The organism is Mycolicibacterium baixiangningiae (assembly GCF_016313185.1).
In the GTDB taxonomy this organism is placed as follows: Bacteria; Actinomycetota; Actinomycetes; order Mycobacteriales; family Mycobacteriaceae; genus Mycobacterium; species Mycobacterium baixiangningiae.
In genome coordinates this window covers 142,361-166,067 of sequence record NZ_CP066218.1, presented here as the reverse complement: position 1 = coordinate 166,067, position 23,707 = coordinate 142,361, and the positions used below count along the sequence as shown (strand labels likewise).

Genomic DNA, 23,707 nt, shown 5'->3' with positions numbered 1-23,707 from the left:
GACGAGGTGACCGACCAGGATGCCGCACGGACGTGGCACTACCGGGACTTCTACCGCCCGCCCGGTGCGGAACCGGCGACGTCCGCACCGCTCTGGCTGATCGTCGGCAACTGTCAGTCCGAGGCGCTGCGGTTGATCCTCGACGCGGTGCCGCAGCGGCCGTACCGCACCGCCCGCATTCCCCCCGTGCATGAACTGGAGCAGTCCGATCTGCGTCACTTCGACGACCTGCTGCGGGAGACCGCGGTGCTCATCTGTCAGCCGATCCGGGACGACTATCGGGAACTGCCCATCGGTACCGCCCAGTTGATCGAGCGACTGCCGACGGGTGCAAAGGTGGTGCGCTGGCCCGTGATCCGGTACGCGGGGCTCTACCCGTTCCAGGTGATCGTCCGTCACCCGGCCGACCGGTCCGTCACCCCGCCTCCAGTGCCCTACCACGATCTCCGCACGATCCTGGCCGCCCGCGACGGCCGGTCCACCGAGGACGTATGGGACGTCGAGGTGGCGGCGGCGCAGCTGCGGGCGGTCGCCGAGGCCAGCTGCGACGAGCTCGCCCGCCGGGAGCGCGCGCACACCGACGTGGGTGTGTCCGACGTCATGATGCGTCACGGGGCCGACGCAGCACACACCATCAACCACCCGGGCAACGGCGTCCTCAGCGAGTTGGCCGAGCGGGTGCTGCGTCATGAAAACGTCACACTCTCCGTGCCACCACCGCCGCGGACTCTGCTCGGCTCGATCCGTGCTCCGCTGGAGGCCCGGGTGTTGACGGCACTGGGTATCGACGCACCTCCTCGACCGGATTGGCAAGACCCGCACGGCACATGGCGACCCGACGACGTGCACGCCATCCAGATGCGTTGGTATGCAGCGAATCCGGACTACATCGCGTTGGCGCTGGAACGGCACGCCCGCACGCTCGACCTTCTCGGGCTGACCAGGGCGGGCCTGGCCGGGTGAACGTCGCTGTCACCCATCTGATCGTCGGACCGAGCGAGCACGGAGTCACCAGGTTCGGCGTGGAGCTTGCACAGGCCATGCGCGACAACGGTTTCGACACCCCTGCCTGGAGAACGCCGGAGCCCCCACCGTCGGGCGGCGTCCACCTGCAGTTCACCGACCGCCTCTTCGGAAGCACACCTGAACAGGCAGCCGACACGGTGCGCACGCTGGTGCGCGACATCCGGCAGCGCGGTGGCCGGGTCACCGCGACCATGCACGATCTGCCGCAGCCGTCGGACGGCGCGCACCACGACCGGCGGCGCGCCGCGTACGCCGAGGTGGCGGCGCTGGTCGACGGTGTCGTCGTCAGCAGTGAGCACGAACGCGCGTTGCTGGCCGAAGGCGGGGTGCGTCCGCGCCGGGTCGCGGTGGTGCCGCTGCCCGTGGAGGCGGCCACGGCAGAACCGCCGTGCCACCAGGGTCCGCCGACGGTGGGCGTCTTCGGCTTCCTGTACCCGGGCAAAGGGCACGCCGAGGTGATCGCCGCGCTGGCCGGCGCCGCACCCGACGTCGAGATCCTCGCCCTCGGTGCACCGTCGGCCGGTCACACCGACCTGGTCTCGGAACTGGCCGACGACTGTGCCCGCACCGGGCGACGATTCCGCGTCACCGGACATCTCGGCGACGCGGACGTCCCGCGTGCGCTGCGCAGCGTCACGGTTCCGGTGGCCCCCCACCGCCATGTGTCGGCGTCCGGTTCGCTCAACTCCTGGATCAGCGCCGGACGGCGTCCGCTCGCGCCGGCCAATCGATACACCCGGGAGTTCGACCTGCGGAACCCCGGAGCCGTCCTGCTCTATCCCGACACCCCGGCGGGTCTGCGGGAGGCGCTCGCGGACGCACTGGCCGACCCCGCCATGACCTGGCTGCCGCCCGGCACCACGTGCACACCCACTCCAGCGGCGGCCGCCCGGCAGTACGCCGACCTGCTGCAACGATGGCATCGATGACCCTCGCAGACGGGCCGATACCGCTGAGCGACGGCCGCTTCACGGTTCCCGGCAACAGGTGGGATCTGCTGGCCGGCCACACCGAGACCGACGCCACCGTGGGAGTGGTCATCCCCTTCTACAACCAGCAGCGCGAACTCGACCGGGTACTCGCCGCGTTGGAGCGGCAGACCTACCCCGCGCACCTCGTCCAGGTGATCGTCGCCGACGACGGCTCGGCCCGGGCGCCCTCGCTCCCCCGCTCGCCGCTCGACATCACCGTGGTCCGGCAGGACGATCTGGGCTTCCGCGCCGCCGCAGCCCGCAATCTCGGTGCCGCCGCCACGGATGCCGCCGTCCTGTGTTTCCTCGACGCCGACACCGTTCCCGAACCCGGCTACCTGCGCGCCATCACCCGGTTGCCGGCCCGGCTACCGGACGCCCTGGTGGTGGGCCGGCGGCGCTACGCCCATCTCGACGCCCTCCCGGGCGACGTGGCTCCCCAACCGCTGCCCGAACCGCGCTGGCTCAGCGATGCCTACACGGCCACCGGGAATCTGCTGCACCTCGACCATCGGTCCTACCGCTACGTCATCAGCTCGGTGATGTGCTGCAGCGCGGACCTCTTCACCGACATCGCCGGCTTCGACGAGTCGTTCGTCGGCTACGGAGGCGAGGACTGGGAGTTCGCCCACCGCGCGCTGGCGGGCGGAGCGGTGCTGCACCACGCCCCCGACGCGGTGGCATGGCACCACGGGCCGGACTGGGCGGGACGCGATGTCCCCCATCGGGCGGCGGTCAAGAACGCCGAGGCCCTTGCGCTGTCGCGGTCGATCACCGATCCGGACGCCCGCCGCACCGGACTGCGCTACGCGCTGCCGAACGTCGCCGTCGAGATCGACAGCACAGGGCATACGGCGAGCTCGCTGGTGAAGACCATCAGCGGCTTCCTCGGCGAGGACGTGGGCATCTGGGTGCGTGGCGAATCAGCCGAGGGACTACTGCGGGCCGTCGGCGCCCCCGACGAACGCCTGCACGCCGGTCCGGTCCCCCCGGACATCCTGCGGCGCTGTCGGTTCGTCGTCACCACCGACGGTCCCGTGGACCTACCCCGTGCCGGTGTGACGTCGTTGCTGAGCACCTGCTCCGGCGAGTCGGTGGGCGCCGTCGAGGCGAGCGCACCGGGAGTGGCGGTGACGTGCCGGGCCACCTGGGCGCGCAACCGCGCACGCCGATGGACCACCGGCGCGGTCCGGTTCGCCGATTCCGCCGACGCCGGCAGGTTCAGCCGGACGGTGACCGTCGATCCGGAATCGATCGAGCTTCGCTGCGGGCCGCAGGAACCCGACCTGTCCTGGTGAGGCGCCGCCGGTTGTCCGGCGGAGGGCGGCCACGCATTCAGCCCCGGCGGATGCCAAGATGTGGCGATGCTCATCGCGATACCACGCGAGTCTCAGCCCGGGGAGACGCGCGTCGCTGCCACACCGCAGACCGTCGGGCAGATCATCACGCTCGGATACTCGGTCGCGGTCGAATCCGGTGCGGGCGCAGCCTCGAGTTTCTCCGACGCCGCCTACGCCGAGGCCGGTGCCGATATCGTGTCGTCGGAACAGATCTGGTCGGCCGATGTGGTGCTGAAGGTCAACGCGCCGAACGACGACGAGATCGCGGCGGTGAAGGACGGCTCGACGCTGATCGGGCTGATCTCCCCCGCGCTGAAACCCGACCTCGTCGAGGCGTTGTCGACCCGCCCGATCACCGTGCTGGCCATGGATGCCGTACCGCGCATCTCCCGCGCCCAGTCGCTGGACGTGCTGTCGTCGATGGCCAACATCGCCGGTTACCGCGCGGTGGTGGAGGCGGCGCATGCCTTCGGCCGGTTCTTCACCGGCCAGGTGACCGCCGCGGGCAAGGTGCCGCCGGCCAAGGTGCTCGTGGTCGGCGCGGGTGTGGCGGGTCTGGCGGCGATCGGCGCCGCGGGCAGCCTCGGCGCGATCGTGCGGGCCACCGATCCACGCCCCGAGGTCGCCGACCAGGTCAAATCCCTCGGCGGTGAGTACCTGGCCGTCGACCCGGCGGCGGCCGAGGTGTCGGCCACGGGCTACGCCAAGGAGATGGGCGACGACTACAAGGTCCGCGAGGCGGCGCTGTACGCCGAGCAGTGCAAGGACGTCGACATCATCGTCACCACCGCGCTGATCCCGGGCCGGCCGGCCCCGCGGATCATCACCGCGGACATGGTGGCCTCGATGAAGCCGGGCAGCGTGATCGTCGACATGGCGGCCGCCAACGGAGGCAACGTCGAGGGCACCGTCAAGGATCAGGCGACCGTCACCGACAACGGGGTGACGATCATCGGGTACACCGACCTGGCCGGGCGGCTGCCCGCGACGGCCTCCCAGCTCTACGCCACCAACCTGGTCAACCTGCTCAAGCTGCTGACACCCGAGAAGGACGGGCAGCTCACGCTCGATTTCCAAGACGTGGTGCAGCGCTCGATCACCGTCGTGCGCGACGGCGAGATCACCTGGCCCCCGCCACCGGTGCAGGTGTCGGCGGCACCGGCCGCTGCAGCGGCCGCACCGGTCGAGGCGAAGCCGGCCAAACAGCCGATGTCGATGGGACGCCGGCTGGGAGTGACCTTCGCCGCGGCGGCCGCCCTGTTCGTCCTGATCGCGCTCTCCCCGGCCGCCCTGCAGGTCCACCTCACGGTGTTCGCCCTGGCCATCGTCATCGGTTACTACGTGATCGGTCACGTGCACCACGCCCTGCACACTCCGCTGATGTCGGTGACCAATGCGATCTCGGGCATCATCGTGGTCGGCGCTCTGCTGCAGATCGGGCACGGCGACCCCGCCATCACCGCGATCGCCACGGTCGCGATCCTGCTCGCCAGCATCAACGTCTTCGGTGGCTTCGCGGTGACGCGCCGCATGCTCGCCATGTTCTCCCGCAGCTAGTCCTGCGCCCCTGCTCGAGACACCTTTGACTGGAACGGATTCCATGTTCACGGTAGAGACTGCCGCAACATCCGCATACGTCGTCGCCGGCCTGCTGTTCATCCTGGCGCTGGCCGGATTGTCCAAGCACGAAACCTCGAAGGCGGGCAACACCTTCGGCATGGCCGGCATGGCGGTGGCGCTGGTCGCGACCGTCGCGCTGGCGCTGGACCACGACATCGAGCCGCTCGGCGTGGGGCTGCTGGTCGGCGCCATGGCCATCGGCGCGGCGATCGGTCTGTGGCGGGCGCGCGTGGTCGAGATGACCGGTATGCCCGAGCTGATCGCGCTGCTGCACAGCTTCGTCGGTCTGGCCGCGGTCCTGGTGGGCTGGAACGGCTACCTGCATGTCGAGGGCCAGCCCGACGGCGCCGAGGCCGCGCATCTGGCCGGCGAGGGCATGCTCGGCATCCATTCCGCCGAGGTGTTCGTCGGCGTCTTCATCGGCGCGGTGACCTTCACCGGCTCGATCGTGGCCAACCTGAAGCTCTCGGCGCGGATCAAGTCCGCACCGCTGATGCTGCCCGGCAAGAACATCCTCAACATCGGCGCACTGGTGCTGTTCGCGGTGTTCACGGTGTGGTTCGTCATCGACCCGCAGCTGTGGCTGCTCATCGTGGTCACGGTGCTGGCACTGCTGCTGGGCTGGCACCTGGTCGCCTCCATCGGCGGCGGCGACATGCCCGTCGTCGTCTCGATGCTCAACAGCTACTCCGGGTGGGCCGCCGCCGCGTCCGGCTTCCTGCTGAGCAACGACCTGTTGATCATCACCGGCGCGCTGGTGGGCTCTTCCGGTGCCTACCTGTCCTACATCATGTGCAAGGCGATGAACCGGTCGTTCATCTCCGTCATCGCCGGCGGGTTCGGTATCGAGGCGGGCCCGGCCGAGGACAAGGACTACGGCGAACACCGCGAGATCACCGCCGAAGGCGCCGCCGAACTACTCGGGTCCGCCGACACGGTGATCATCACCCCGGGCTACGGCATGGCGGTGGCCCAGGCCCAGTACGGCGTCGCCGACCTGACGCGCAAACTGCGCGAACGCGGCGTCGACGTGCGGTTCGGCATCCACCCCGTCGCGGGCCGGCTCCCCGGGCACATGAACGTGTTGCTGGCCGAGGCCAAGGTGCCCTACGACATCGTGCTCGAGATGGACGAGATCAACGACGACTTCGACGACACCGCAGTTGTTCTCGTCATCGGCGCCAACGACACAGTCAACCCCGCCGCCTCCGAGGATCCGGGCAGCCCGATCGCCGGGATGCCCGTGCTGACGGTGTGGAACGCCGACAACGTCATCGTGTTCAAACGGTCCATGGCCTCGGGCTACGCCGGCGTGCAGAACCCGTTGTTCTTCCGGGAGAACACCCAGATGCTGTTCGGAGACGCGCGCGACCGGGTGAACGACATCCTCGCAGCGCTGTAGTCCTCTGCGCGACTGCTCGGCGGAAAACTAGGATGTGCAACCATGCCGGTTGATCGTCTGCTGCCCTCCGACGAGGCGCGTGACCTGATCGCGCTGACCCGCGAGATCGGCGACAAGGTGCTCGACCCGATCGTCGATGCGCACGAGAAGGCGGAGCGCTACCCCGGCGGCGTGTTCGCCCAACTCGGTGCGGCGGGGTTGCTGAGCCTGCCGCAGCCCGAGGAGTGGGGTGGCGGCGGTCAGCCCTACGAGGTGTACCTGCAGGTGCTCGAGGAGATCGCGGCGCGGTGGGCCGCCGTCGCCGTGGCCGTGAGCGTGCACAGCCTGTCGTCGCACCCGCTGCTGGCCTTCGGCACCGACGAGCAGAAGCAGCGGTGGCTACCCGGCATGCTGTCGGGCTCGCAGATCGGCGCCTACAGCCTGTCGGAGCCCCAGGCGGGCTCGGATGCGGCGGCATTGCGTTGTGCCGCACAGCCTTCCGACGACGGCTACGTCATCACCGGCGAGAAGTCGTGGATCACCCACGGCGGCCTCGCCGACTTCTACACTCTGTTCGCGCGCACGGGCGAGGGGTCTCGCGGCATCAGCTGTTTCCTGATCCCCGGCGACCAACCGGGGCTGTCGTTCGGTAAGCCGGAGGAGAAGATGGGCCTGCACGCCGTGCCGACGACGTCGGCGTACTATGACCGCGCGCCCGTCGACGCCGACCGGCGCATCGGCGCCGACGGCCAGGGTCTGCAGATCGCGTTCTCCGCCCTGGACTCCGGGCGTCTCGGCATCGCGGCGGTGGCCGTCGGTCTGGCGCAGGCCGCACTCGACGAGGCCACGGCGTACGCCAACGAGCGAACGACGTTCGGCCGCAAGATCATCGACCACCAGGGGCTGGGGTTCCTGCTGGCCGATATGGCGGCCGCGGTGGTCAGCGCCCGCGCCACGTATCTGGACGCCGCGTGTCGACGTGATCGAGGCCTGCCGTATTCGACGCAGGCCAGCGTGGCGAAGCTGATCGCCACCGACGCGGCCATGAAGGTGACGACCGATGCGGTGCAGGTGTTGGGCGGCGTCGGGTACACCCGCGACTTCCGCGTCGAGCGCTACATGCGGGAGGCGAAGATCACCCAGATCTTCGAGGGCACCAATCAGATTCAGCGGCTGGTCATCTCGCGGTCGTTGACGGCCCGCTGAGGCGCCTTCCCCGGCGCGAGCAGACGCAGACTCGCACGATCAGGGGCCAAAACGTGCGATTTCATGTCTGCTCGCGGGAGATGGCTGCGATGGCGGTGACGTCGGCAGCGGTGGCCCGGCGGAGGGTGTGTGGATCCATCGTCCTATCGTGGCGGCATGGACTTCGCGATGTCGGCAAAGGCGCAGGACTACCACCAGCGACTCACCGATTTCATGGTCGAGTACGTGTTCCCCGCCGAAGCGGACTACCACCGTTACCGCGAGGAGGCCGGGCCGAAGGACCACACCGTCCCGCCGGTCGTCGAGGACCTCAAGAAGCTGGCCAAGGAACGCGGGCTGTGGAACCTGTTCCTGCCGTCGCTCTCCGGACTGTCCAACCTGGAGTACGCGCAGCTGGCCGAACTGTCCGGGTGGAGCATGGAGATCGCCCCGGAGGTGATCAACTGCGCCGCCCCCGACACCGGCAACATGGAGACTCTGCACCTGTTCGCCACCCAGGAGCAGCGCGCGCAGTGGCTCGAACCGCTGCTCAACGGTGACATCCGCAGTGCATTCGCCATGACCGAACCTGCGGTGGCCTCCAGCGATGCCCGCAACATCGAGACGACGATGCTGCGCGACGGCTCCGACTACGTCATCAACGGCCGCAAGTGGTGGATCACCGGCGCCGCCGATCCGCGCTGCAAGCTCCTGATCGTGATGGGCCGCACCAACCCGGACGCGGCCAGCCATCAGCAGCAGTCGATGATCCTGGTGCCCGCCGACACCCCGGGGATCGACATCCAGCGTTCACTGCCGGTGTTCGGCTGGCAGGACCAGCACGGTCACTGCGAGATCGTGTTCGACAACGTGCGGGTGCCCGTCGAGAATCTGCTCCACGAGGAGGGCAGCGGTTTCGCGATCGCACAGGCCCGGCTGGGCCCGGGTCGCATCCACCACTGCATGCGTGCACTCGGTGCCGCGGAGCGGGCGCTGGCGCTGATGGTCGATCGCGTGCAGAAGCGGGTGGCCTTCGGTAAGCCGTTGGCCGAGCAGGGTGTGGTGCGTGAGGCGATCGCCAAGTCCCGCAACGAGATCGACCAGGCGCGGCTGCTGTGCCACAAGGCGGCGTGGACCATCGACCAGCAGGGCAACAAAGCCGCCCACGTGCTGGTCTCCCAGATCAAGGCCGTCGCGCCCCAGGTGGCGTGCGACGTCATCGACCGCGCGATCCAGGTGCACGGTGGGGCCGGGGTGTCCGACGATTTCCCGCTGGCCCGGCTCTACGCCTGGCACCGCGCGATGCGGTTGTTCGACGGGCCCGACGAGGTGCACATGCGCACGATTGCGCGTGCGGAACTGGGCCGGGAGAAGTCGCCCTTCGTGGCAGCGGTGACCCGCTAGTGGCGTCAGCCGGTGGAGAACTGTCCGGGGCGTGGAACTTTCGCGATGTCTCGGAGCAGACCGGTATCGCCCCCGGCCGGTTCTTCCGGGCCAGTGAGCTGTCCCGGCTCGACGACGACGGCCGCGCCGCACTGACCGGGTTCGGCGTCACCGACGTCGCCGATCTGCGCACGCTGCGCGAACTCGAGCGGCACGGACCCGGGCTGGTGCCCGCCGGCGTGGCGATCCACCATCTGCCGTTCATCGAGACCGTCGCCTCGGACGGGGAAGCCCCGCACGAGTACGCGTTCCAGCGGATGATGACGGAGAAACCCGACGACGAGTCGGTCAGCGCCGCCGCCGCGCGGTACATGACCGAGGAGTACACCCGCATCGCGAGCGCCCCGCTGGCGCAGCGCGCCGTGCACCGGGTGGTGACGCTGCTGGGGTCGGAGCGTCAGGTGCTGGCACACTGCTTCGCGGGCAAGGACCGCACCGGTTTCACGATCGCGGTCGTGCTGGAGGCCGCCGGGGTGGACCGCGACGCAATCATGGCCGACTATCTGCGCAGCAACGACGCCGTACCGCAGCTTCGGGAGAGCATCCTGGCCACCGTGCGTGAACGGGCCGCGGAGGCGCCGGAGGTGTTGGAGCTGGCCGAAGCGCGGTTGACGGAGTCGGTGCTCGGTGTGCGCGAGGAGTATCTCGACGCGGCACGCCGCACCATCGTCGACGAGTTCGGCTCGGTCGACGGGTATCTGACCGCCGCGCGTGTCACGCCCGACGAGCTGACCCGCCTGCGGTCCGCCCTGCGCGGCTGATTGCGTAACGCCACGGCGCTCCGGAGCGCGGGTTTCCGCCACGGCGTTACGCAATGGGGATGTCGGTCCCCGTCGGCATGCTTCTGCCATGTCCGAGCCGTTCCTCGGCAGCGCGGCCCTGGCTGGCGGCACGCTCAGCCGCCACGCGCTGCGCACGCGTTACGTCGCTGTCCATCACGACGTCTACCTCGCCAGAGATGCCGAGCTCACCGCTGAAGTCCGCGCGAAGGCGGCGTGGTTGCGGACCCGGGGCCACGGTGTCCTCGCCGGCTTCAGTGCCGCAGCACTGCACGGTGCACGTTGGGTCGATCCCGGTCGGCCGGCGACCGTCATCGACACGAACAGGCGCCGGGCCCGCGGGATCGAGGTATGGGCAGACCTCATCGACGATGACGAAGTCTGCATTGTCGACGGTATGCAGGTCACGACGCCGCTGCGTACGGCTGTCGACCTGGCCCGCCGGTATCCGGTGGATACGGCGGTGGCGGCCATCGATGCGCTGGCCGGCGCGACGCGGCTCCGGGTCGACGAGATCGCGGCCGCGACACATCGGCCCGGGCGCCACGGTATGAGGCGTGCCCGTGAGGCCATCGCTCTCGTCGACCCTGGCGCGGAATCACCTCGAGAGACGTGGCTGCGGCTCGCCATCGTGCGCGCTGGATTCCCCCGTCCGGAAACGCAGGTACCAGTCTTCAACGAGTACGGCGTTCTGATCGGCGTGGTAGACCTCGGCTGGCGGGATCTCCGGATCGCCGTCGAATACGAGGGCAAGCATCACCGGATGAGCCGCGCCGTGTTCGACAAGGACATCCGCCGGATGGACGAGTTGCTCGAACAGGGGTGGGCCGTCCTCCGCATCACGGCGGCCGACACTGAGGCGACCGTGATTCGACGGCTGTCGGCCGCGTGGGACCAGCGGACGCCTGCAGCTTCGTAACGCCACGGCGCTCCCCAGTGCGGATTTTCGCCACAGCGTTACGCAAGCTACTGCGTCGCGTACACCCCGAACACCCACGCGACCGTCGCGAGCAGCGCCCCGGCCAGCTCGACACCCATCGAGAGCGCGACGCCCTTGACCGCGTGCACCGTCGACGCCCACGCCACCCGCTGGTCGTGGCGGACGCCGAGCTCGGCCAGGTACACCCCGCCGACGAAGCCGATCACCAGGCCGAGCACCGGGATCACGAAGAATCCGATCACCCCCAGCACACCACCGACGACCAGGCTCATGGTGCGGACATCGGCCGCGCGCATCCGGCGCATCGGCCACAGGTACTTGATCAGCAGTGACGCCCCGAGGAGCGCGGTGACGACACCGAGCGTCACCCAGGCGGCGGCGTTGTGCTCGACGAGCGCCCACACCGCGATCGCGCCGAACACCAGCAGGGTGCCGGGCAGCAGGGGCACCACGATGCCCACCATGCCGACGGCGATCGCCAGGGCGACCAGGAGAATGCCACCGGCGCTCACGGGCGTTGTCCGCGCACCCAGTGGAGGAAACCGTTGGTGGTGGTCCGGACGCCGGTCAGCCCGAGCGATTCGAACATGTCGCCGAGCTCGTCCTCGGTGAACCACCGCGCTCCCCCGCGGGTCAGGATCTCCAGCGACTTCGCCGGCCCCGGGGTGGGCACCATGATGGCGATGCGACGGCCCGGACGAAGCACTCGCACCATTTCCGACAGTGCCGCAACCGGATCCGGAATCAGTTGGAACACCGCCAGTGAGGTTGCCGCGTCGAAGGTCTCGTCGCGGAACGGCAACCGCTGTGCATCGGCGCGCAGGAAACCGACCTGCGGGCCGGCCTCGGCACGCACCGCGCGAGCCAGCATCGGCTCGGAGATGTCGACGCCCAGCGCCAGGCCGTCCGGACCCGCGGCGCGGGCCAGCGCCGCGGTGATGTTGCCGGGGCCGCAGCCGACGTCGAGAGCAGTCCCACCGGCCGGGATGCGCAGCCAGTCGATCGGCGGCCGCGAGGCCGCGATCAGCCGGCGGTTCAGCAGCTGGGCATGGTCGTACAACATGGATCCGACGGGCGATGCCCATGCCTTCTGGATGAAGCCGGTGTTCTTCGGCGTGCCCGTGTCCGCCGTGAGCAGGTCGAGGTAGCCGTTGCCGACGTCGGGGTCGTCGGGCGGATCGGTGAGCAGGTCCAGCGCCCGTCGCAGCGCTTCGTTCGCACTATCGGTCACGTTTCCACGCTACGCACCCAGTTGGTCGGCGAGGTCACCGAAGTCCGACGCGACGAGGTCGAACTCGTCGTCGCGCACCGTCGGCAACTCCTGCCCGGGCCCGTGCTCTGAGGGCCGCGCCACATAGCCGGTGCGAAGTCCCGCATCCCGCGCGGCACGCAGATCCGACGGATGGGCGGCGACGAGCATCAGCTCGCCGGGCGCGACGTCGAGCAGTCCCGCACAGCCGAGGTACGCCTCGGGATCCGGTTTGTAATGGCCGAACAGTTCGGCCGAGATCACGCAGTCCCAGGGCAGCCCGGCGTGTTTGGCCATGTTCGTCAGCAACGACACGTTGCCGTTGGACAGCGTGGTGATGACGTAGCGCCGCTTGAGCCGGGTGAGGCCCGCGACGCTGTCCGGCCACGGGTCCAGCCGGTGCCACGCCCGGTTGAGCTCGTCGACGTCCTCGTCACTGACCGAGATCCGCTGTGCCGCAAGCAGTTCGACGAGGATCATCCGGTGCAGATCGTCGATCTTGGTCCACGGCATCTCACCGCGGCGGACCCGGTCCATCGCGGGCGCGTATCCGGCCCGCCACGCGTCGGCGAACCCCGGCCAGTCGGCGGACACACCGTGGCGCGCCCCGAACTGCTCGAGTTCGGCGATGACGCTGGACCGCCAGTCGACGACGGTCCCGAAGACGTCGAATGCCAGCGCGCGGATCGTCACGGTACTAGGACCAGCTTTCCCTTGATCTCACCGTCGGCGAGTGCCTGCAGCGCCGCCCGCCCCTCGGCCAGCGGGTACCGCACCGGCGGCGGCGGGCGCAGACCCGCTTCGACCAGTTTGGACAGCCCGAACCCGAACACCGACTGGGCGCCGGGCGTGCGGTTGACGAACTCACCCCACCCGACGCCGACGATCGAGACGTTGCGCAGCAGCAGCCGATTCACCTTCACCGTCGGGATCCCGCCCGCGGCGAAACCGATGACGAGCAGCCGCCCTTCGGTCGCCAGCGCCCGCACCGCGTCGTCGAACGCCTCCCCGCCCACCGGGTCGACGACGAGGTCGACGCCGCGGCCGCCGGTCGCATCCTTCACCGCCTGCAGCCAGCCGTCGGTCAGGGGCAGCACCACGTCGGCGCCCAGTGATTCGACGAATTCGACCGCCTGCGGCCGGTGCACCATCGCGACGACGCGCGCCCCCATCGCCTTGGCGATCTGCACCGCGGCCGTGCCGACACCGCCGGCCGAGCCAAGCACCAGTACCGTCTCGCCCGGGCGCAGCGCACCGCGGCGGGCCAGCGCGAAGTACATCGTGTAGTAGTTGCCCAGCAGCGCGGCGGCCGACGCATCGTCGACGCCGGCGGGGGTCGGCACCACGCCGTCGGGCGCAACGGCCACCTGCTCGGCGTACCCGCCCAGCATGGTGAATGCCGAAACCCGCTGCCCCGCAGTGAACTCCGAATCCTCGGGGGCGGACCGGACGACGCCGGCCACCTCCATGCCCGGAATGAACGGCGGGTCCAGCTTCAGCTGGTACTCGCCGCGCAGCAGCAGCAGGTCCGGGAAGCACACACCGGCCGCACCGACGTCGATGACCACCGCTTCACCCGCGACGGGATCATCGACGTCGGTGTACACCAGGCCGGAGGGCCCCGAAAGCTCCTGCGCGAGAAGCGCTTTCATCCGAGCTTGAAACTGGCCTGCTGCGCGGCCGACAGGTCGGTGATCTCGCCCCACTTGGCGGCGACGTCGTCGAGGGTCGGCACCCCTTCGGTGAACGTCACACCGTCGTTCTGGAACAGCGCGGTGCGCTGCACCTTTCCGCCGCCGACGATGAACACCGAATCGGTGTCGGAGAGTTCCTCGGTCATCAGGTAGGCCACGATCGGCGCCACGTATTCCGGGGTCAGCTTCTCGAAGACCTCCGGCGGCAGGATGTCCTGCGTCATCCGGGTCGCCGCGATCGGCGCGACCGCGTTGGTCTTGATGTTGTACTTCGCGCCCTCCTGGGCGAGCGTGTTGATCAGGCCGACGAGGCCGAGTTTGGCGGCGCCGTAGTTGGCCTGGCCGAAGTTGCCGAACAGCCCGCTGGTCGAGGTGGCGACCACGACACGGCCGAAGCTCTGCTCGCGGAAGTGCGGCCACGCGGCGCGGATGACGTTGAAGCCGCCGTACAGGTGGACCTTGAGGACGGCGTCCCAGTTCTCGTACGTCATCTTGTGGAAGGTGCCGTCGCGCAGGATGCCCGCGTTGCTGACGACGCCGTCGACCTTGCCGAACTCGTCGATCGCGGTCTTGATGATGTTCGCCGCGCCTTCGGGTTCGGCGACCGAGTCGTAGTTGGCGACCGCCCGGCCGCCCGCATCCTTGATGTCGTTGACCACCTGGTCGGCCATCGCCGAGCCGGCGCCGGTGCCGTCACGCGCGCCGCCGAGGTCGTTGACCACCACACTGGCGCCTTCGCGGGCCAGCATCAGCGCGTACTCGCGCCCCAGCCCTCCGCCTGCTCCGGTGACGACGACGACGCGATCCTGCACTCCTGGCATGGGTTTCCTTTCAAGTTTTTGCGATTTCGGCGTGCTCAGTTGCGCCCACCGCGACCAACCACGCCGAAATCGCTAAAAGAGGCGACGAGCGAGCTTCCAAGCCTTTTCTGTATACGGGGGATAGATGAAGGCGCCGACGTCGGGTCGGGTCGGTTTGGTCATCACGGCCTTCTTGTGGCTGAACGTCTCGAAGCCGAACCTGCCGTGGTAGGCCCCCATCCCGGACGGGCCGACGCCGCCGAACGGCAGCTTGCTGGTGGCGAAGTGGAACAGCAGGTGGTTGACCACCATGCCGCCGGCGGATACGTCCTTGACCACCCGCTCCCGGACGCTCTTGGACTTGGTGAACAGGTACGCCGCCAGCGGCTTTGGGCGCGCGTTGACGAAAGTGATTGCCTCGTCGAGGGATTGGACGGTGACGATCGGCAGGATCGGCCCGAATATCTCGTCGGTCATCAGCGGTTCTGCGGGATCCGGGTCGACGACGACAGTGGGCTGGATGCTGATCTTCGACGGGTCGGAGCCGCCGCCGATCACGACGTCGCCCTTGGTGGCGGCCAGCGCGGTGGTGAGGCGCCCGAAGTGCCGCTCGTTGACGATGCGCCTGCCGTCGGGGTTCTCCGACTCGAACGTGGTGACGGCGTCCTTGATCTTGTCGACCAGCTGGTCGCGGATCGTCACGTCGGCCAGCACGTAGTCGGGTGCGATGCAGACCTGCCCTGAATTGAGGAGTTTGGTCCACGCGATGCGCTTGGCGGCGACGTCGATGTCCGCGTCGGCGGTGACGATCACCGGGCTCTTGCCGCCGAGCTCCAGCGTCACAGGCGTCAGATGCGGTGCGGCCCCCTCGTAGACCTTGCGCCCGATCTCCGTCCCGCCGGTGTACAGCACGTAGTCGAAGCCCTGAGCGATGAGTTCCTGGCTGACCGATCCGTCCCCCTCGATCACCGCGATCGCCTCGGCGTCCAGGTACTTCGGCACCAGTTCGGCCATCAGCGCTGAGGAGGCCGGTGCGACCTCCGACGGTTTGAGCACCATGGTGTTGCCCGCGGCGATGGCGCCGACGGCGGGCCCCAGCGTGAGGGCGAAGGGGAAGTTCCACGCGCCGATGACCAGCACCGTGCCGAACGGTTCGTACTCGACCCACCCGAGCCCGGGCAGCTGCGACAACTCGAGCATCCGGTAGCGCCGCCGCGTCCACTTGCGCACGTTCTTCGCGGCGTCTCTGGCCTCACCGGCGACGGTGGCGATATCGGCCAACCACGCCTCGAAGGGTTTGCGGCCGAGGTCCTGCTCGAGCGCGGCGGCGATGGCCGTTTCGTTGTCCACCATCAACCGTTCCAGCGCGCGCAACTGGCGTTGGCGCCACTCCAGCGAGCGGGTGCGGCCCGTCGCGAAGGTCCGGCGCAGCCGGGCAACGGTCGCGGGGATGTCAGTCGTGAGGCTGGGTGCCGCGGCGGAATCGGTGGTCATGGCTGGTCCTTCCTGACCGGAATGACCCGATACTAATCAACCGGTTGGCCCGCCTAGAAGGGCTCCGCGGCGCTACGCGACTTTCTCGGCGGTCACCAGCAGAGCGTGCGCGGTATACGACGGTGCGTCGCCGCGGCGACCCGCCAGTTCGGGCAGATGGCGGGCCTCGACGGCGTCGGTCCACCAGCCCTTCGCCGTCAGCCAGCCCTGCGGATCCGACCGTCCCGCGCACACGCCGAGCACGTCGTCGAACGCCAGCAGGCTGCCCGCCGCGCTGAGCCCGTCGATCTCGGTGATCAACGCGTCCTGGGTGGTGTCCGGCAGCGGGAGCAGGCCCTCCGCCAGCCACGCCGTCGGCTCGTTGTGGTTGAAGCCGGACTCCCACAGCCTCGTCGGCCACGGCGCATCGCCTTCCACACCGACCGGATGCCAGGCCGCCGCGGGGCGGACGCCGTGCGCGGCCAGCGCGTTCTCCTTGTACTGCAACACCGTCGGCTGGTCGATCTCGAAGACCGTCATACCGCCCGGCCACGGCAGCCGGAACGCCCGCGTATCCAGGCCGGCCGCCAGCACGACGCACTGACGGATGCCCGCGGCGGCGGCGTCGGCGAGGTAGGCGTCGAAGAACCTGCTGCGCATCGCGTGGTAGTCGGCGATCTGGTGGTGGGCGTCGGCGAGGGCGGGCACCTGGTCGATGAGCTCCGCCGACCGCGTGAGCACCTCGACGACCTTCGGCGGGCCGAGCAGCACCGTGGCCAGCGGATCGTCACATCCGGTGACGCTCGCGACGGCCGCCGCGCTGAGCACCTCGGGGCCGACCCGGGTGGCGATGCTCGCCCCCGCGCCCTGCTTCCTCACGCGAGCCTCTCGGCGGTGACGAAGGTCGAGAACGCCCGGTCGAGGTCGGCGGCGTCGGTCATTTCCGCGGGCAGCGCCCACCGGTCCAGCCGGCGCATCTCCTGCGGGGAGTTGACCGCGGTGGCCGCCCATCCGTGGGCGTCGAGCCAGTCGGCGACCTCGGCGCGGTCGGGGTCTTCGTACATGAGCTGTGCGATGTCGAGCGTCGCGGTCATGTCGAACTTCTCGGCGATGCGCTCGAACCGCTCCCGCATCTCCTGTCGGCGGTCCTCGGCCTGCACGCCCGCGGTTTCGGCGGCGACGCGGCTGCCGGGTGCGCTGAGCTCGGTGATCTGCTCGAACAGCCGGTCCTGGGCGCCGGCGGGCAGATACATCAGCAGCCCCTCGGCCAGCCATGCGGTCGGCTGGGCGGGGTCGAACCCCGCGTCGCGCAGTGCCGCAGGCCAGTCGTAGCGCAGGTCCATCGGCACCTCGCGGCGGGCGGCGACGGGTTGGACGCCGTGCTCGGTCAGCGTGGCGGCCTTGTATTCGAGGACCTTGGGCTGGTCGATCTCGTAGACCGTGGTGCCCGACGGCCAGTCGAGGCGGTACGCCCGGGAGTCCAGCCCGGAGGCCAGGATGACGATCTGCCGGAGGCCGGCCTTGCTGGCGGCGGCGAAGAACGCGTCAAAGAAGTGTGTGCGCACCGCCTGATAGCTGTTCATGTGCTCGAAGATGGCGGCGGCCTCGGCGTCCACCTCGCCGACCTTCGAGACGAAGTCCGCATCGAGCACCGACTCCCAGATGCCGGTCCCGGCGCCGCTGACGAGCAGCCGGGCGTACGGATCCCGGATGAGGGCGTTCTCGCGTTCGGTCTCGGCGGCGCGCGAGGCGGCGACCATCACCGCGGTCGACCCCACACTGGTCGCGATGTCCCAGGTGTCGTCGTCGGTCCGAAGAGAGCTCATCGGGGATCCTTTCGCCGCACACGAGGGGGCGTTCGGTCAACAAACGTTTGCTGAACCCAATGCTATCGAAATAGCTTAGCCAAGCTATCTGGTTGTGTCCGATCTCACCCGGCTCAGTCGGCCAGCTGCCAGAGTTTGTTGGCCATCAGCAACTCGAACTTCTCGACGATGACGGCCAACTCCTGCTGACCGCCGACATACCCGGCGTAGAAGCCCATCCCCCACATGACCGCGACCAGCATCTCGACGATCGACGCAATGTCGGTGTCGGTCCGGAGTTCCCCGTTCTCGATGGCCTCGTTGACCGCCCACGACACGAATGACCGCGACATGCGCAACGCGTCGTGTTCGTCGCTGCGCAGGTCGGGATGCCGTTGCGATTCCAGGACCGAGGTGACGAGAAACGCGGCGGCCGAACGGTCTTCGGATTCGGCGTGCATGGCGGCGGAGAAAAACGCGGACAACCGTCCCAAAAGAGTGGTCTCACCGTGAGCCCGCTCCATGCCCGCGCTAACAACCCACGCATTCGTCTGCTCGACGACCTCGCGGTACAGCACACGCTTACTCGCGAAGTAGTGATTGATCGCCGGACGCGTCAGATCCGCCCGAATGGCGATCGCCTGGAAAGTCGCAGCGTCGTAACCGAGTTCGCTGAAGACTTCTCTCGCAGCACGCAGAATGCGCTCGCGTGTCTCTGCGGCCTTCGCTGCGGGGGGACGTCCCGGCCCTCGGCTGGCAGTATGCGGCACAGTCAAATTGTGCCATAACTAACGTTGGGCCCCCGCACGTGGTTCGCGCCGCGAGCCCGCGAATTCATTTCCAGCAAATCGGGGCGGCGAGCCAAACAGGGGCATGGCGCCCAAAAACAGAATCAGGAACTATCGTGTCGTCCCATGGGGGCCGTGGTGACGCGCGAGGCGTACTTCGAAACGGGCCTGGCCGTACTCGCCGACCAGGGCTACGGCGGGCTCAAGCTGGCCGAGGTGTGCCACCGTCTCGGGGTCACGACCGGGTCGTTCTACCACTACTTCGCGAACTGGTCGACCTACACCAGGGAGCTCGTCGACTACTGGCGTCAGCAGGCCGTGACGCAGATCGTGGAGGCGGTCCGCGCGGAGGACAACCCCCACCGCCGCGTCGAGATCCTCATCCAGGAGGCGCTCGCCCTCCCGCACGGCGCCGAGGCGGCGATCCGGGTGTGGAGTTCGATCGACCCGGACGTCTACGCCGTTCAGGCGGCGGTCGACCGCCAGCGTTATGACATAGCGCGCGAATCGTCGCTGGAGGTCCTGGGTGACGCACGGCAGGCGGAGGTCTTCGCGGCCTGGTGCATCTACCTCCTCGTCGGGTACGAGCAGGCCACCATCCCCGCGGATCCGGTCGGGCTGAGCTGGATCGCCGCCGAAATCCTGCATGCGCTGGACTCCGGTCGCTTCAGCACGCTGTCCGACAGCCACTGACCGTCACCCGCCGGTCTACCATCGGCGATCATGCTGACCCCGGCTGTCCTGTGGCGCCGGGCGGCCGACCGGATCCAGCGCCGCGACCCCGAACGGGACGCACTGCGCCGCGCCGCGCGCGCTGCCATCGTGCTGCCGGTCGCCGCGGCGGCGAGTTTTGCTCTCGCCGGCGGCTCGCAGGCGCCGATGTTCACGATCTTCGGTTCGGTGGCGCTGCTGATCCTCGCAGACTTCCCCGGTAACCGGCCGGCGCGCGCGCTCGCCTACGCCGGTCTGGGGTTCAACGGCGCGGTGCTGATCACCCTCGGCACCCTGACCGCGCCGCACCCCTGGATCGCGGTGGCGCTGATGTTCGTGCTCGGTGTGGCGGTGATGTTCTCCGGGGTGCTCAGCGAGGTCGTGGCCGCCGGCCAGCGGGCCACGCTGCTGACGTTCGTGTTGCCGGCCTGCACCGCACCGGGCCCGATCGACGAGCGACTCACCGGATGGCTCATCGCACTGGTGGTGTGCGTGCCCGCCGCGCTCTTCCTGTTCCCACCCCGCCACCACGACGACCTGCGCCGCCACGCCGCGAAGGTATGCCGTTCCCTCGCAGACTGTCTCGAGGGCGAGGCGTCGACCAGAGACGTCAACCGGGCGATGAACGCGCTCTGGGAGAATTTCGTCAACACCGACTTCCGGCCCGTGGCGCTGACGGCGGGGAGCCGGGCGCTGGTCCGGGTGGTCGACGACCTCGGCTGGCTTTCCGACCGCGTCACCGACGACACCGGCGCGCTGCTCGGTGACATGAAACCGCCGATCGTGCGGGTGCTGCGCGATGCCGCGGCCGTGCTGCGGATGCCGGACCGCCAAGCGCGGGCCGCCCGCAACGCCGGGCTGGACGCCGGGCTGAGCGAGCTTCGGGAGGTGGCGCACGGCCGCTACCGCGAGGACATCGAGCAGATCCTCGTGGTGCCCGACGACGACACCGCGGTCGCGGTCGCCCGCACCCTGCTGGGGCGCCGCACCTTCTCGGCGACGGTCGGGGTGACCGGGCGGATCATCCGCAATGCCGCCCTCGCCGATGCGCGGCCGGTGTGGGCCCGGGTGCTCGGACGACGGCTTCCCCAAACGGGGGCGGCGGACTGGATAATGCCCGAGACCACCGCCGTCGCGGCGATCACCAAGGGTTTCGTCGCCACCCGCGCGGTCGTGCTGCGCAACAGCGTGCGCACCGGCCTCGGCCTCGCCCTCGCGGTGACCGTCACCCACGTCTTCCCGATCGAACACGGCTTCTGGGTGGTGCTGGGCGCGATGTCGGTGCTGCGCAGCAGCGCGTTGACCACCGGAACCCGGGTCGTGCGCGCGGTGGCGGGCACCTCGATCGGCTTCCTGCTCGGGGTGGCGCTCATCGAGGTCGTCGGCGTGCAACCGGCGGTGATGTGGGTGCTGCTGCCGGTGGTGGCGTTCGGCTCGGCGTACGTCCCCGAGATCGCCTCGTTCATCGCCGGTCAGGCGGCGTTCACGATGATGGTGCTGATCATCTTCAACGTCATCCAGCCGACGGGCTGGGCGGTGGGGTTGATCCGGGTCGAAGACGTCGTGCTCGGGGCGTTGGTCGGCGCGACGGTGTCGCTGCTGCTGTGGCCGCGCGGCGCGTCGGCGACGGTGTCGGCCGCGGTGCACGAGGCCTGCGCCGTAGGTGCGGCGTTCCTGCAGGCGGCGGTACTGCGGGTCACCCGCGGTTCGTCGGAGGAGGCCGCCGACCGGGTGACCGCTCTCAGCCATTCCGCTCTTCAGGCATCCAGGACCCTCGATGATGCTGTGCGCCAGTACCTTTCGGAGAACGGCGGGCAGACCGACGTGCGGGCCCCTGTGGTGCGTGCGGCCAACCGCGCAGTCCGGTTACGCGCCGCGGCCGAACTGATCGCCGACGTCGTGCCGCCGCCGCTGGATGTGTACCCGCAGACCCGCCGGGTGCTCGAAGCGCATGCGGATCTGGTCTGCCGCCGGCTGCTCGGACCGGCGCAGGACCCCACGGATACGCCCGCTCCGCCGATCAGCGACGACTTCGCGCTGGCGCTGCGCGCCGAGGCCGGTGACGACGACCTCGCCGTCTCCGCGGCGCTACCGCTGGTCGCCGTCGCGGCCAACCTCGGTGAGCTGGAACTGCTGTACCCGCGCGCCGAACAGGTCCTGCCCGTCCCGTGATGGCTCAGCGGCCGCTGGTATGCGGCATCAGAGCGCCGGGAGGGATGGCGCCGAACTTTCCGGCCTGATAGTCCTCGACGGCCTGAATGAGCTCGGACTTGGAGTTCATCACGAAGGGTCCGTAGTGGAAAACCGGCTCGCGCCCTCGCCTTCGTAGCCGCGGGGGCCAGTGGTGATGGAACGCACGGGACGGACGGTGTCCGACGGCGCGGGCGCCGTCATGCGGGGCAGGGTCAGGGTGTCGGCGGTGACGGCAGGCATGCCGGCAGTAACCGGACCGCGGTCCGAATGATTCCCGCGGGTACCCGGACCGGAGGGAAAGGAGGCATTGATGCCCGAGGTGAGTGAATCCGCGACATGGCAGGTCGTCACGGCGAAACTGTACGACCGTGGTGACCCCGCCAACGGTGCGGAGGAGACGTCGATCGCCGAAGGACCCGAAGACGAGACCCGCCGGGTATACGCCGACACGGTCGCCCAGGCCGCCGACCGGGGCTACCAGTACGTGACGTTGCGGCACAACGGCGAGGACGTGGAGTCCTGGCCTCAGCGAACGGGCTGGACCGTCTAAGTCGGATGCGGATCACCACCTGCGGACTAGGAGAGGACGGCCGCGGCGGCGGTGCGCGCCTCCGCCGGACCGGCACTCGCCAGCACTGCGGCCGCGGCGTCCCGGCACTGGGTGAGCGTGACCTGAGCGAGCTTCGCGCCGACGCCTGTGACGGCTGCCGCCGCAGCTGACAACGACGTGATGCCCAGCCCGACCAGCACGCAGGCGAGCAGCGGATCGGCCGCGGCCTCACCGCACACACCGACCGGTTTACCGGCCGCCGCGCCCGCTCGGGCCACCATCGCGACCAACGCCAGCACCGCAGGCTGCCACGGGTCGGTGAGGGCGGCGAGATCGGCGGACATCCGATCGGCGGCCATCGTGTACTGGGCGAGATCGTTGGTGCCGATGGACAGGAATTCGACGTGCTCGAGGATCCGGTCGGCCAACAGCGCGGCGGCGGGCACCTCGATCATCACACCGGGGGTCAGCCCGTGGGCGCGTACGGCGGCGGCGAACTCCCGTGCCTCGTCGGCGGTGGCGATCATCGGCGCCATCACCCACGGCTGGTTTCCGGTGGCGTCGGCGGCGGCGGCGATACCCGCCAGCTGCCGGTCGAGCAGGCCGGGATTGCCTCGGGCCATGCGGATCCCGCGCACGCCGAGCGCCGGGTTGGGTTCCTCGGGCTGGCGGGCGAAACCGAGCGGCTTGTCGGATCCGGCATCGAGGGTGCGGATCACCACCTTGTGCGCGGGGAAGGCCTCGAGCACCTCGCGGTAGATCTGCGCCTGTTCGGCCACCGACGGTTCGTCGTCGCGGTCGAGGAAGCACAGTTCGGTGCGGAACAGGCCCACGCCTTCGGCAGGCGTCTGCCGTGCCGCGCGCGCCGCCGTGCCGTCCGCGATGTTGGCCAGGATCGCCACCGGATGCCCGTCGGCCGTGACGCCCGGTCCGCTCCAGTGCGCCGTCTGTTCCGCCGCCTGCCGCGCGGCGGCGACGGCATCCGCCGCGGCAGCCGGTTCGGGCGCGACGGCCACGGTCCCGGCGGTGCCGTCGATCAGCACCATCGCGCCCGCGGGAACCTCATCGAGATCGCCGACGGCGACCACACACGGGATGCCCAACTGGCGGGCGATGATCGCGGTGTGACTGGTCGGCCCGCCCGCCGACGTCGCGAGGCCGACGACGAGCGCCGGGTCGAGACCGGCGGTGTCGGCGGGCGCGAGATCCTTCGCGCACAGGATCGACGGGACGTCCGGGAGTGGGAGGCCGGGTTCGGGCAGCCCGCGGAGTACGGCGATCACGCGATCGCGGATGTCGTGCAGGTCGGTGACCCGCTCGGCCATCAGACCGCCCATTGTCGTGAAGAGGTCGGCGAACTGTGCGACGGCCTCGCGCACCGCGCGCTCGGCGGGCATCCCGCCCGCGATGAGCTTCTCGGCCGCCCCGAGCCAGGCACGGTCCTGGGCGAGGGTGGCGGTCGCGGACAGCACCTCCCCGGCGGCGCCCGTAGTGCGGGCGGCACGGTCGCGCAGGCGGTCGGTGACGGCGGTGACCGCCGCCCTGAACCGGTCCGACTCGGCTGCCGGATCGGCCGGTGTGGCCGCCGGGTCGTCGTCCGTCGGCGCCGGGCCGGGCCGGACCACCGGGCCGTACCGGACGCCGGCGACGACGGGCACCCCGTGCAGCACCGTGCCGGAGGGGTGGGCTTGGGGTCGTGTGCTCATGTGATACAGATTACATAAAACCATTGACAACACAACACAAACGGGCGTAGAAC

22 protein-coding genes and 1 pseudogene are annotated in these 23,707 nt (G+C 69.6%); 12 read left to right on the top strand and 11 right to left on the bottom strand.

The genetic code is table 11. The annotated features are described in order from the left end of the window. The first annotated feature begins 6 nt into the window (after positions 1-6). The 9 genes from I7X18_RS00805 (at position 7) to I7X18_RS00765 (ending at position 10,664) form a co-directional block, all read left to right on the top strand. Positions 7-963, top strand: coding sequence for a WcbI family polysaccharide biosynthesis putative acetyltransferase (locus I7X18_RS00805; protein WP_193045162.1), 957 nt, complete (start codon positions 7-9; stop codon positions 961-963). Then, positions 960-1,955: a glycosyltransferase family protein gene (locus tag I7X18_RS00800; RefSeq protein ID WP_198730511.1), complete on the top strand. Its 996-nt coding sequence runs from the start codon at positions 960-962 to the stop codon at positions 1,953-1,955. The genes I7X18_RS00805 and I7X18_RS00800 overlap by 4 nt, the downstream gene beginning before the upstream one ends. Then, a complete protein-coding gene (locus I7X18_RS00795; RefSeq protein WP_193045163.1) occupies positions 1,952-3,295 on the top strand; it encodes a glycosyltransferase in 1,344 nt (447 codons plus the stop codon). The genes I7X18_RS00800 and I7X18_RS00795 overlap by 4 nt, the downstream gene beginning before the upstream one ends. Before the next feature lie 66 nt (positions 3,296-3,361). After that, positions 3,362-4,894 carry a Re/Si-specific NAD(P)(+) transhydrogenase subunit alpha gene (locus I7X18_RS00790; RefSeq protein WP_193045851.1) on the top strand — a complete coding sequence of 511 codons (1,533 nt, stop codon included), beginning with the start codon at positions 3,362-3,364 and terminating at the stop codon, positions 4,892-4,894. 43 nt (positions 4,895-4,937) lie between these two features. Then, entirely contained in the window at positions 4,938-6,359 is a 1,422-nt protein-coding gene (gene pntB, locus I7X18_RS00785; protein ID WP_193045164.1) for a Re/Si-specific NAD(P)(+) transhydrogenase subunit beta, read from the top strand. Between the two features lie 42 nt (positions 6,360-6,401). Next, positions 6,402-7,544 (top strand): acyl-CoA dehydrogenase family protein, encoded by a 1,143-nt coding sequence (locus I7X18_RS00780; RefSeq protein ID WP_193045165.1) that lies wholly within the window; start codon positions 6,402-6,404, stop codon positions 7,542-7,544. A 156-nt stretch (positions 7,545-7,700) separates the two neighbouring features. Next, entirely contained in the window at positions 7,701-8,927 is a 1,227-nt protein-coding gene (locus I7X18_RS00775) for an acyl-CoA dehydrogenase family protein (protein ID WP_193045166.1), read from the top strand. After that, on the top strand, positions 8,927-9,727 hold the full coding sequence (locus tag I7X18_RS00770; protein ID WP_193045167.1) for a tyrosine-protein phosphatase: 801 nt from the start codon (positions 8,927-8,929) through the stop codon (positions 9,725-9,727). The genes I7X18_RS00775 and I7X18_RS00770 overlap by 1 nt, the downstream gene beginning before the upstream one ends. Before the next feature lie 88 nt (positions 9,728-9,815). Continuing rightward, a complete protein-coding gene (locus tag I7X18_RS00765) occupies positions 9,816-10,664 on the top strand; it encodes a type IV toxin-antitoxin system AbiEi family antitoxin (RefSeq protein WP_193045168.1) in 849 nt (282 codons plus the stop codon). A gap of 47 nt (positions 10,665-10,711) precedes the next feature. Here I7X18_RS00765 and I7X18_RS00760 read toward each other — a convergent pair whose 3' ends face one another. The 9 genes from I7X18_RS00760 to I7X18_RS00720 form a co-directional block, all read right to left on the bottom strand. Then, a complete protein-coding gene (locus tag I7X18_RS00760; protein ID WP_193045169.1) occupies positions 10,712-11,197 on the bottom strand; it encodes a DUF456 domain-containing protein in 486 nt (161 codons plus the stop codon). Next, complete coding sequence (locus I7X18_RS00755) at positions 11,194-11,916, bottom strand: methyltransferase domain-containing protein (RefSeq protein WP_193045170.1); 723 nt, start codon at positions 11,914-11,916, stop codon at positions 11,194-11,196. Before I7X18_RS00755 ends, I7X18_RS00760 begins: the two co-directional genes overlap by 4 nt. A gap of 9 nt (positions 11,917-11,925) precedes the next feature. Then, entirely contained in the window at positions 11,926-12,627 is a 702-nt protein-coding gene (locus I7X18_RS00750; RefSeq protein WP_193045171.1) for a haloacid dehalogenase type II, read from the bottom strand. Next, entirely contained in the window at positions 12,624-13,586 is a 963-nt protein-coding gene (locus I7X18_RS00745; RefSeq protein WP_193045172.1) for an NADPH:quinone oxidoreductase family protein, read from the bottom strand. Before I7X18_RS00745 ends, I7X18_RS00750 begins: the two co-directional genes overlap by 4 nt. Beyond that, positions 13,583-14,449 carry an SDR family oxidoreductase gene (locus I7X18_RS00740; RefSeq protein ID WP_193045173.1) on the bottom strand — a complete coding sequence of 289 codons (867 nt, stop codon included), beginning with the start codon at positions 14,447-14,449 and terminating at the stop codon, positions 13,583-13,585. The genes I7X18_RS00745 and I7X18_RS00740 overlap by 4 nt, the downstream gene beginning before the upstream one ends. Before the next feature lie 72 nt (positions 14,450-14,521). Next, entirely contained in the window at positions 14,522-15,922 is a 1,401-nt protein-coding gene (locus tag I7X18_RS00735; RefSeq protein ID WP_193045174.1) for an aldehyde dehydrogenase family protein, read from the bottom strand. A 72-nt stretch (positions 15,923-15,994) separates the two neighbouring features. Beyond that, on the bottom strand, positions 15,995-16,780 hold the full coding sequence (locus I7X18_RS00730; RefSeq protein ID WP_193045175.1) for an SAM-dependent methyltransferase: 786 nt from the start codon (positions 16,778-16,780) through the stop codon (positions 15,995-15,997). Beyond that, positions 16,777-17,727: an SAM-dependent methyltransferase gene (locus I7X18_RS00725; RefSeq protein WP_193045176.1), complete on the bottom strand. Its 951-nt coding sequence runs from the start codon at positions 17,725-17,727 to the stop codon at positions 16,777-16,779. The genes I7X18_RS00730 and I7X18_RS00725 overlap by 4 nt, the downstream gene beginning before the upstream one ends. A 113-nt stretch (positions 17,728-17,840) precedes the next feature. Next, a complete protein-coding gene (locus tag I7X18_RS00720; protein WP_193045177.1) occupies positions 17,841-18,476 on the bottom strand; it encodes a TetR/AcrR family transcriptional regulator in 636 nt (211 codons plus the stop codon). A gap of 144 nt (positions 18,477-18,620) precedes the next feature. Between I7X18_RS00720 and I7X18_RS00715 the strand changes: the two genes are divergently transcribed. Both I7X18_RS00715 and I7X18_RS00710 read left to right on the top strand, forming a co-directional pair. Beyond that, the gene (locus tag I7X18_RS00715; protein WP_193045178.1) at positions 18,621-19,187 is read left to right on the top strand and encodes a TetR/AcrR family transcriptional regulator; all 567 of its coding nucleotides are present in this window, start codon (positions 18,621-18,623) and stop codon (positions 19,185-19,187) included. Between the two features lie 30 nt (positions 19,188-19,217). Continuing rightward, on the top strand, positions 19,218-21,377 hold the full coding sequence (locus I7X18_RS00710; RefSeq protein ID WP_193045179.1) for an FUSC family protein: 2,160 nt from the start codon (positions 19,218-19,220) through the stop codon (positions 21,375-21,377). A 4-nt stretch (positions 21,378-21,381) separates the two neighbouring features. On the opposite strand, the pseudogene I7X18_RS00705 reads toward I7X18_RS00710, so the two are convergent. Continuing rightward, positions 21,382-21,519, bottom strand: a pseudogene (locus I7X18_RS00705) (pirin-like C-terminal cupin domain-containing protein); the annotation flags it as partial. A 189-nt stretch (positions 21,520-21,708) separates the two neighbouring features. On the opposite strand from I7X18_RS00705, the gene I7X18_RS00700 reads away from it, so the two are divergent. Next, positions 21,709-21,948 (top strand): hypothetical protein, encoded by a 240-nt coding sequence (locus I7X18_RS00700; protein ID WP_193045180.1) that lies wholly within the window; start codon positions 21,709-21,711, stop codon positions 21,946-21,948. Between the two features lie 26 nt (positions 21,949-21,974). Here the strand turns inward: I7X18_RS00700 and ptsP are convergent, their stop codons facing one another. Next, positions 21,975-23,654 carry a phosphoenolpyruvate--protein phosphotransferase gene (ptsP, locus tag I7X18_RS00695; RefSeq protein WP_226863269.1) on the bottom strand — a complete coding sequence of 560 codons (1,680 nt, stop codon included), beginning with the start codon at positions 23,652-23,654 and terminating at the stop codon, positions 21,975-21,977. Between the last annotated feature and the right edge of the window lie 53 nt (positions 23,655-23,707).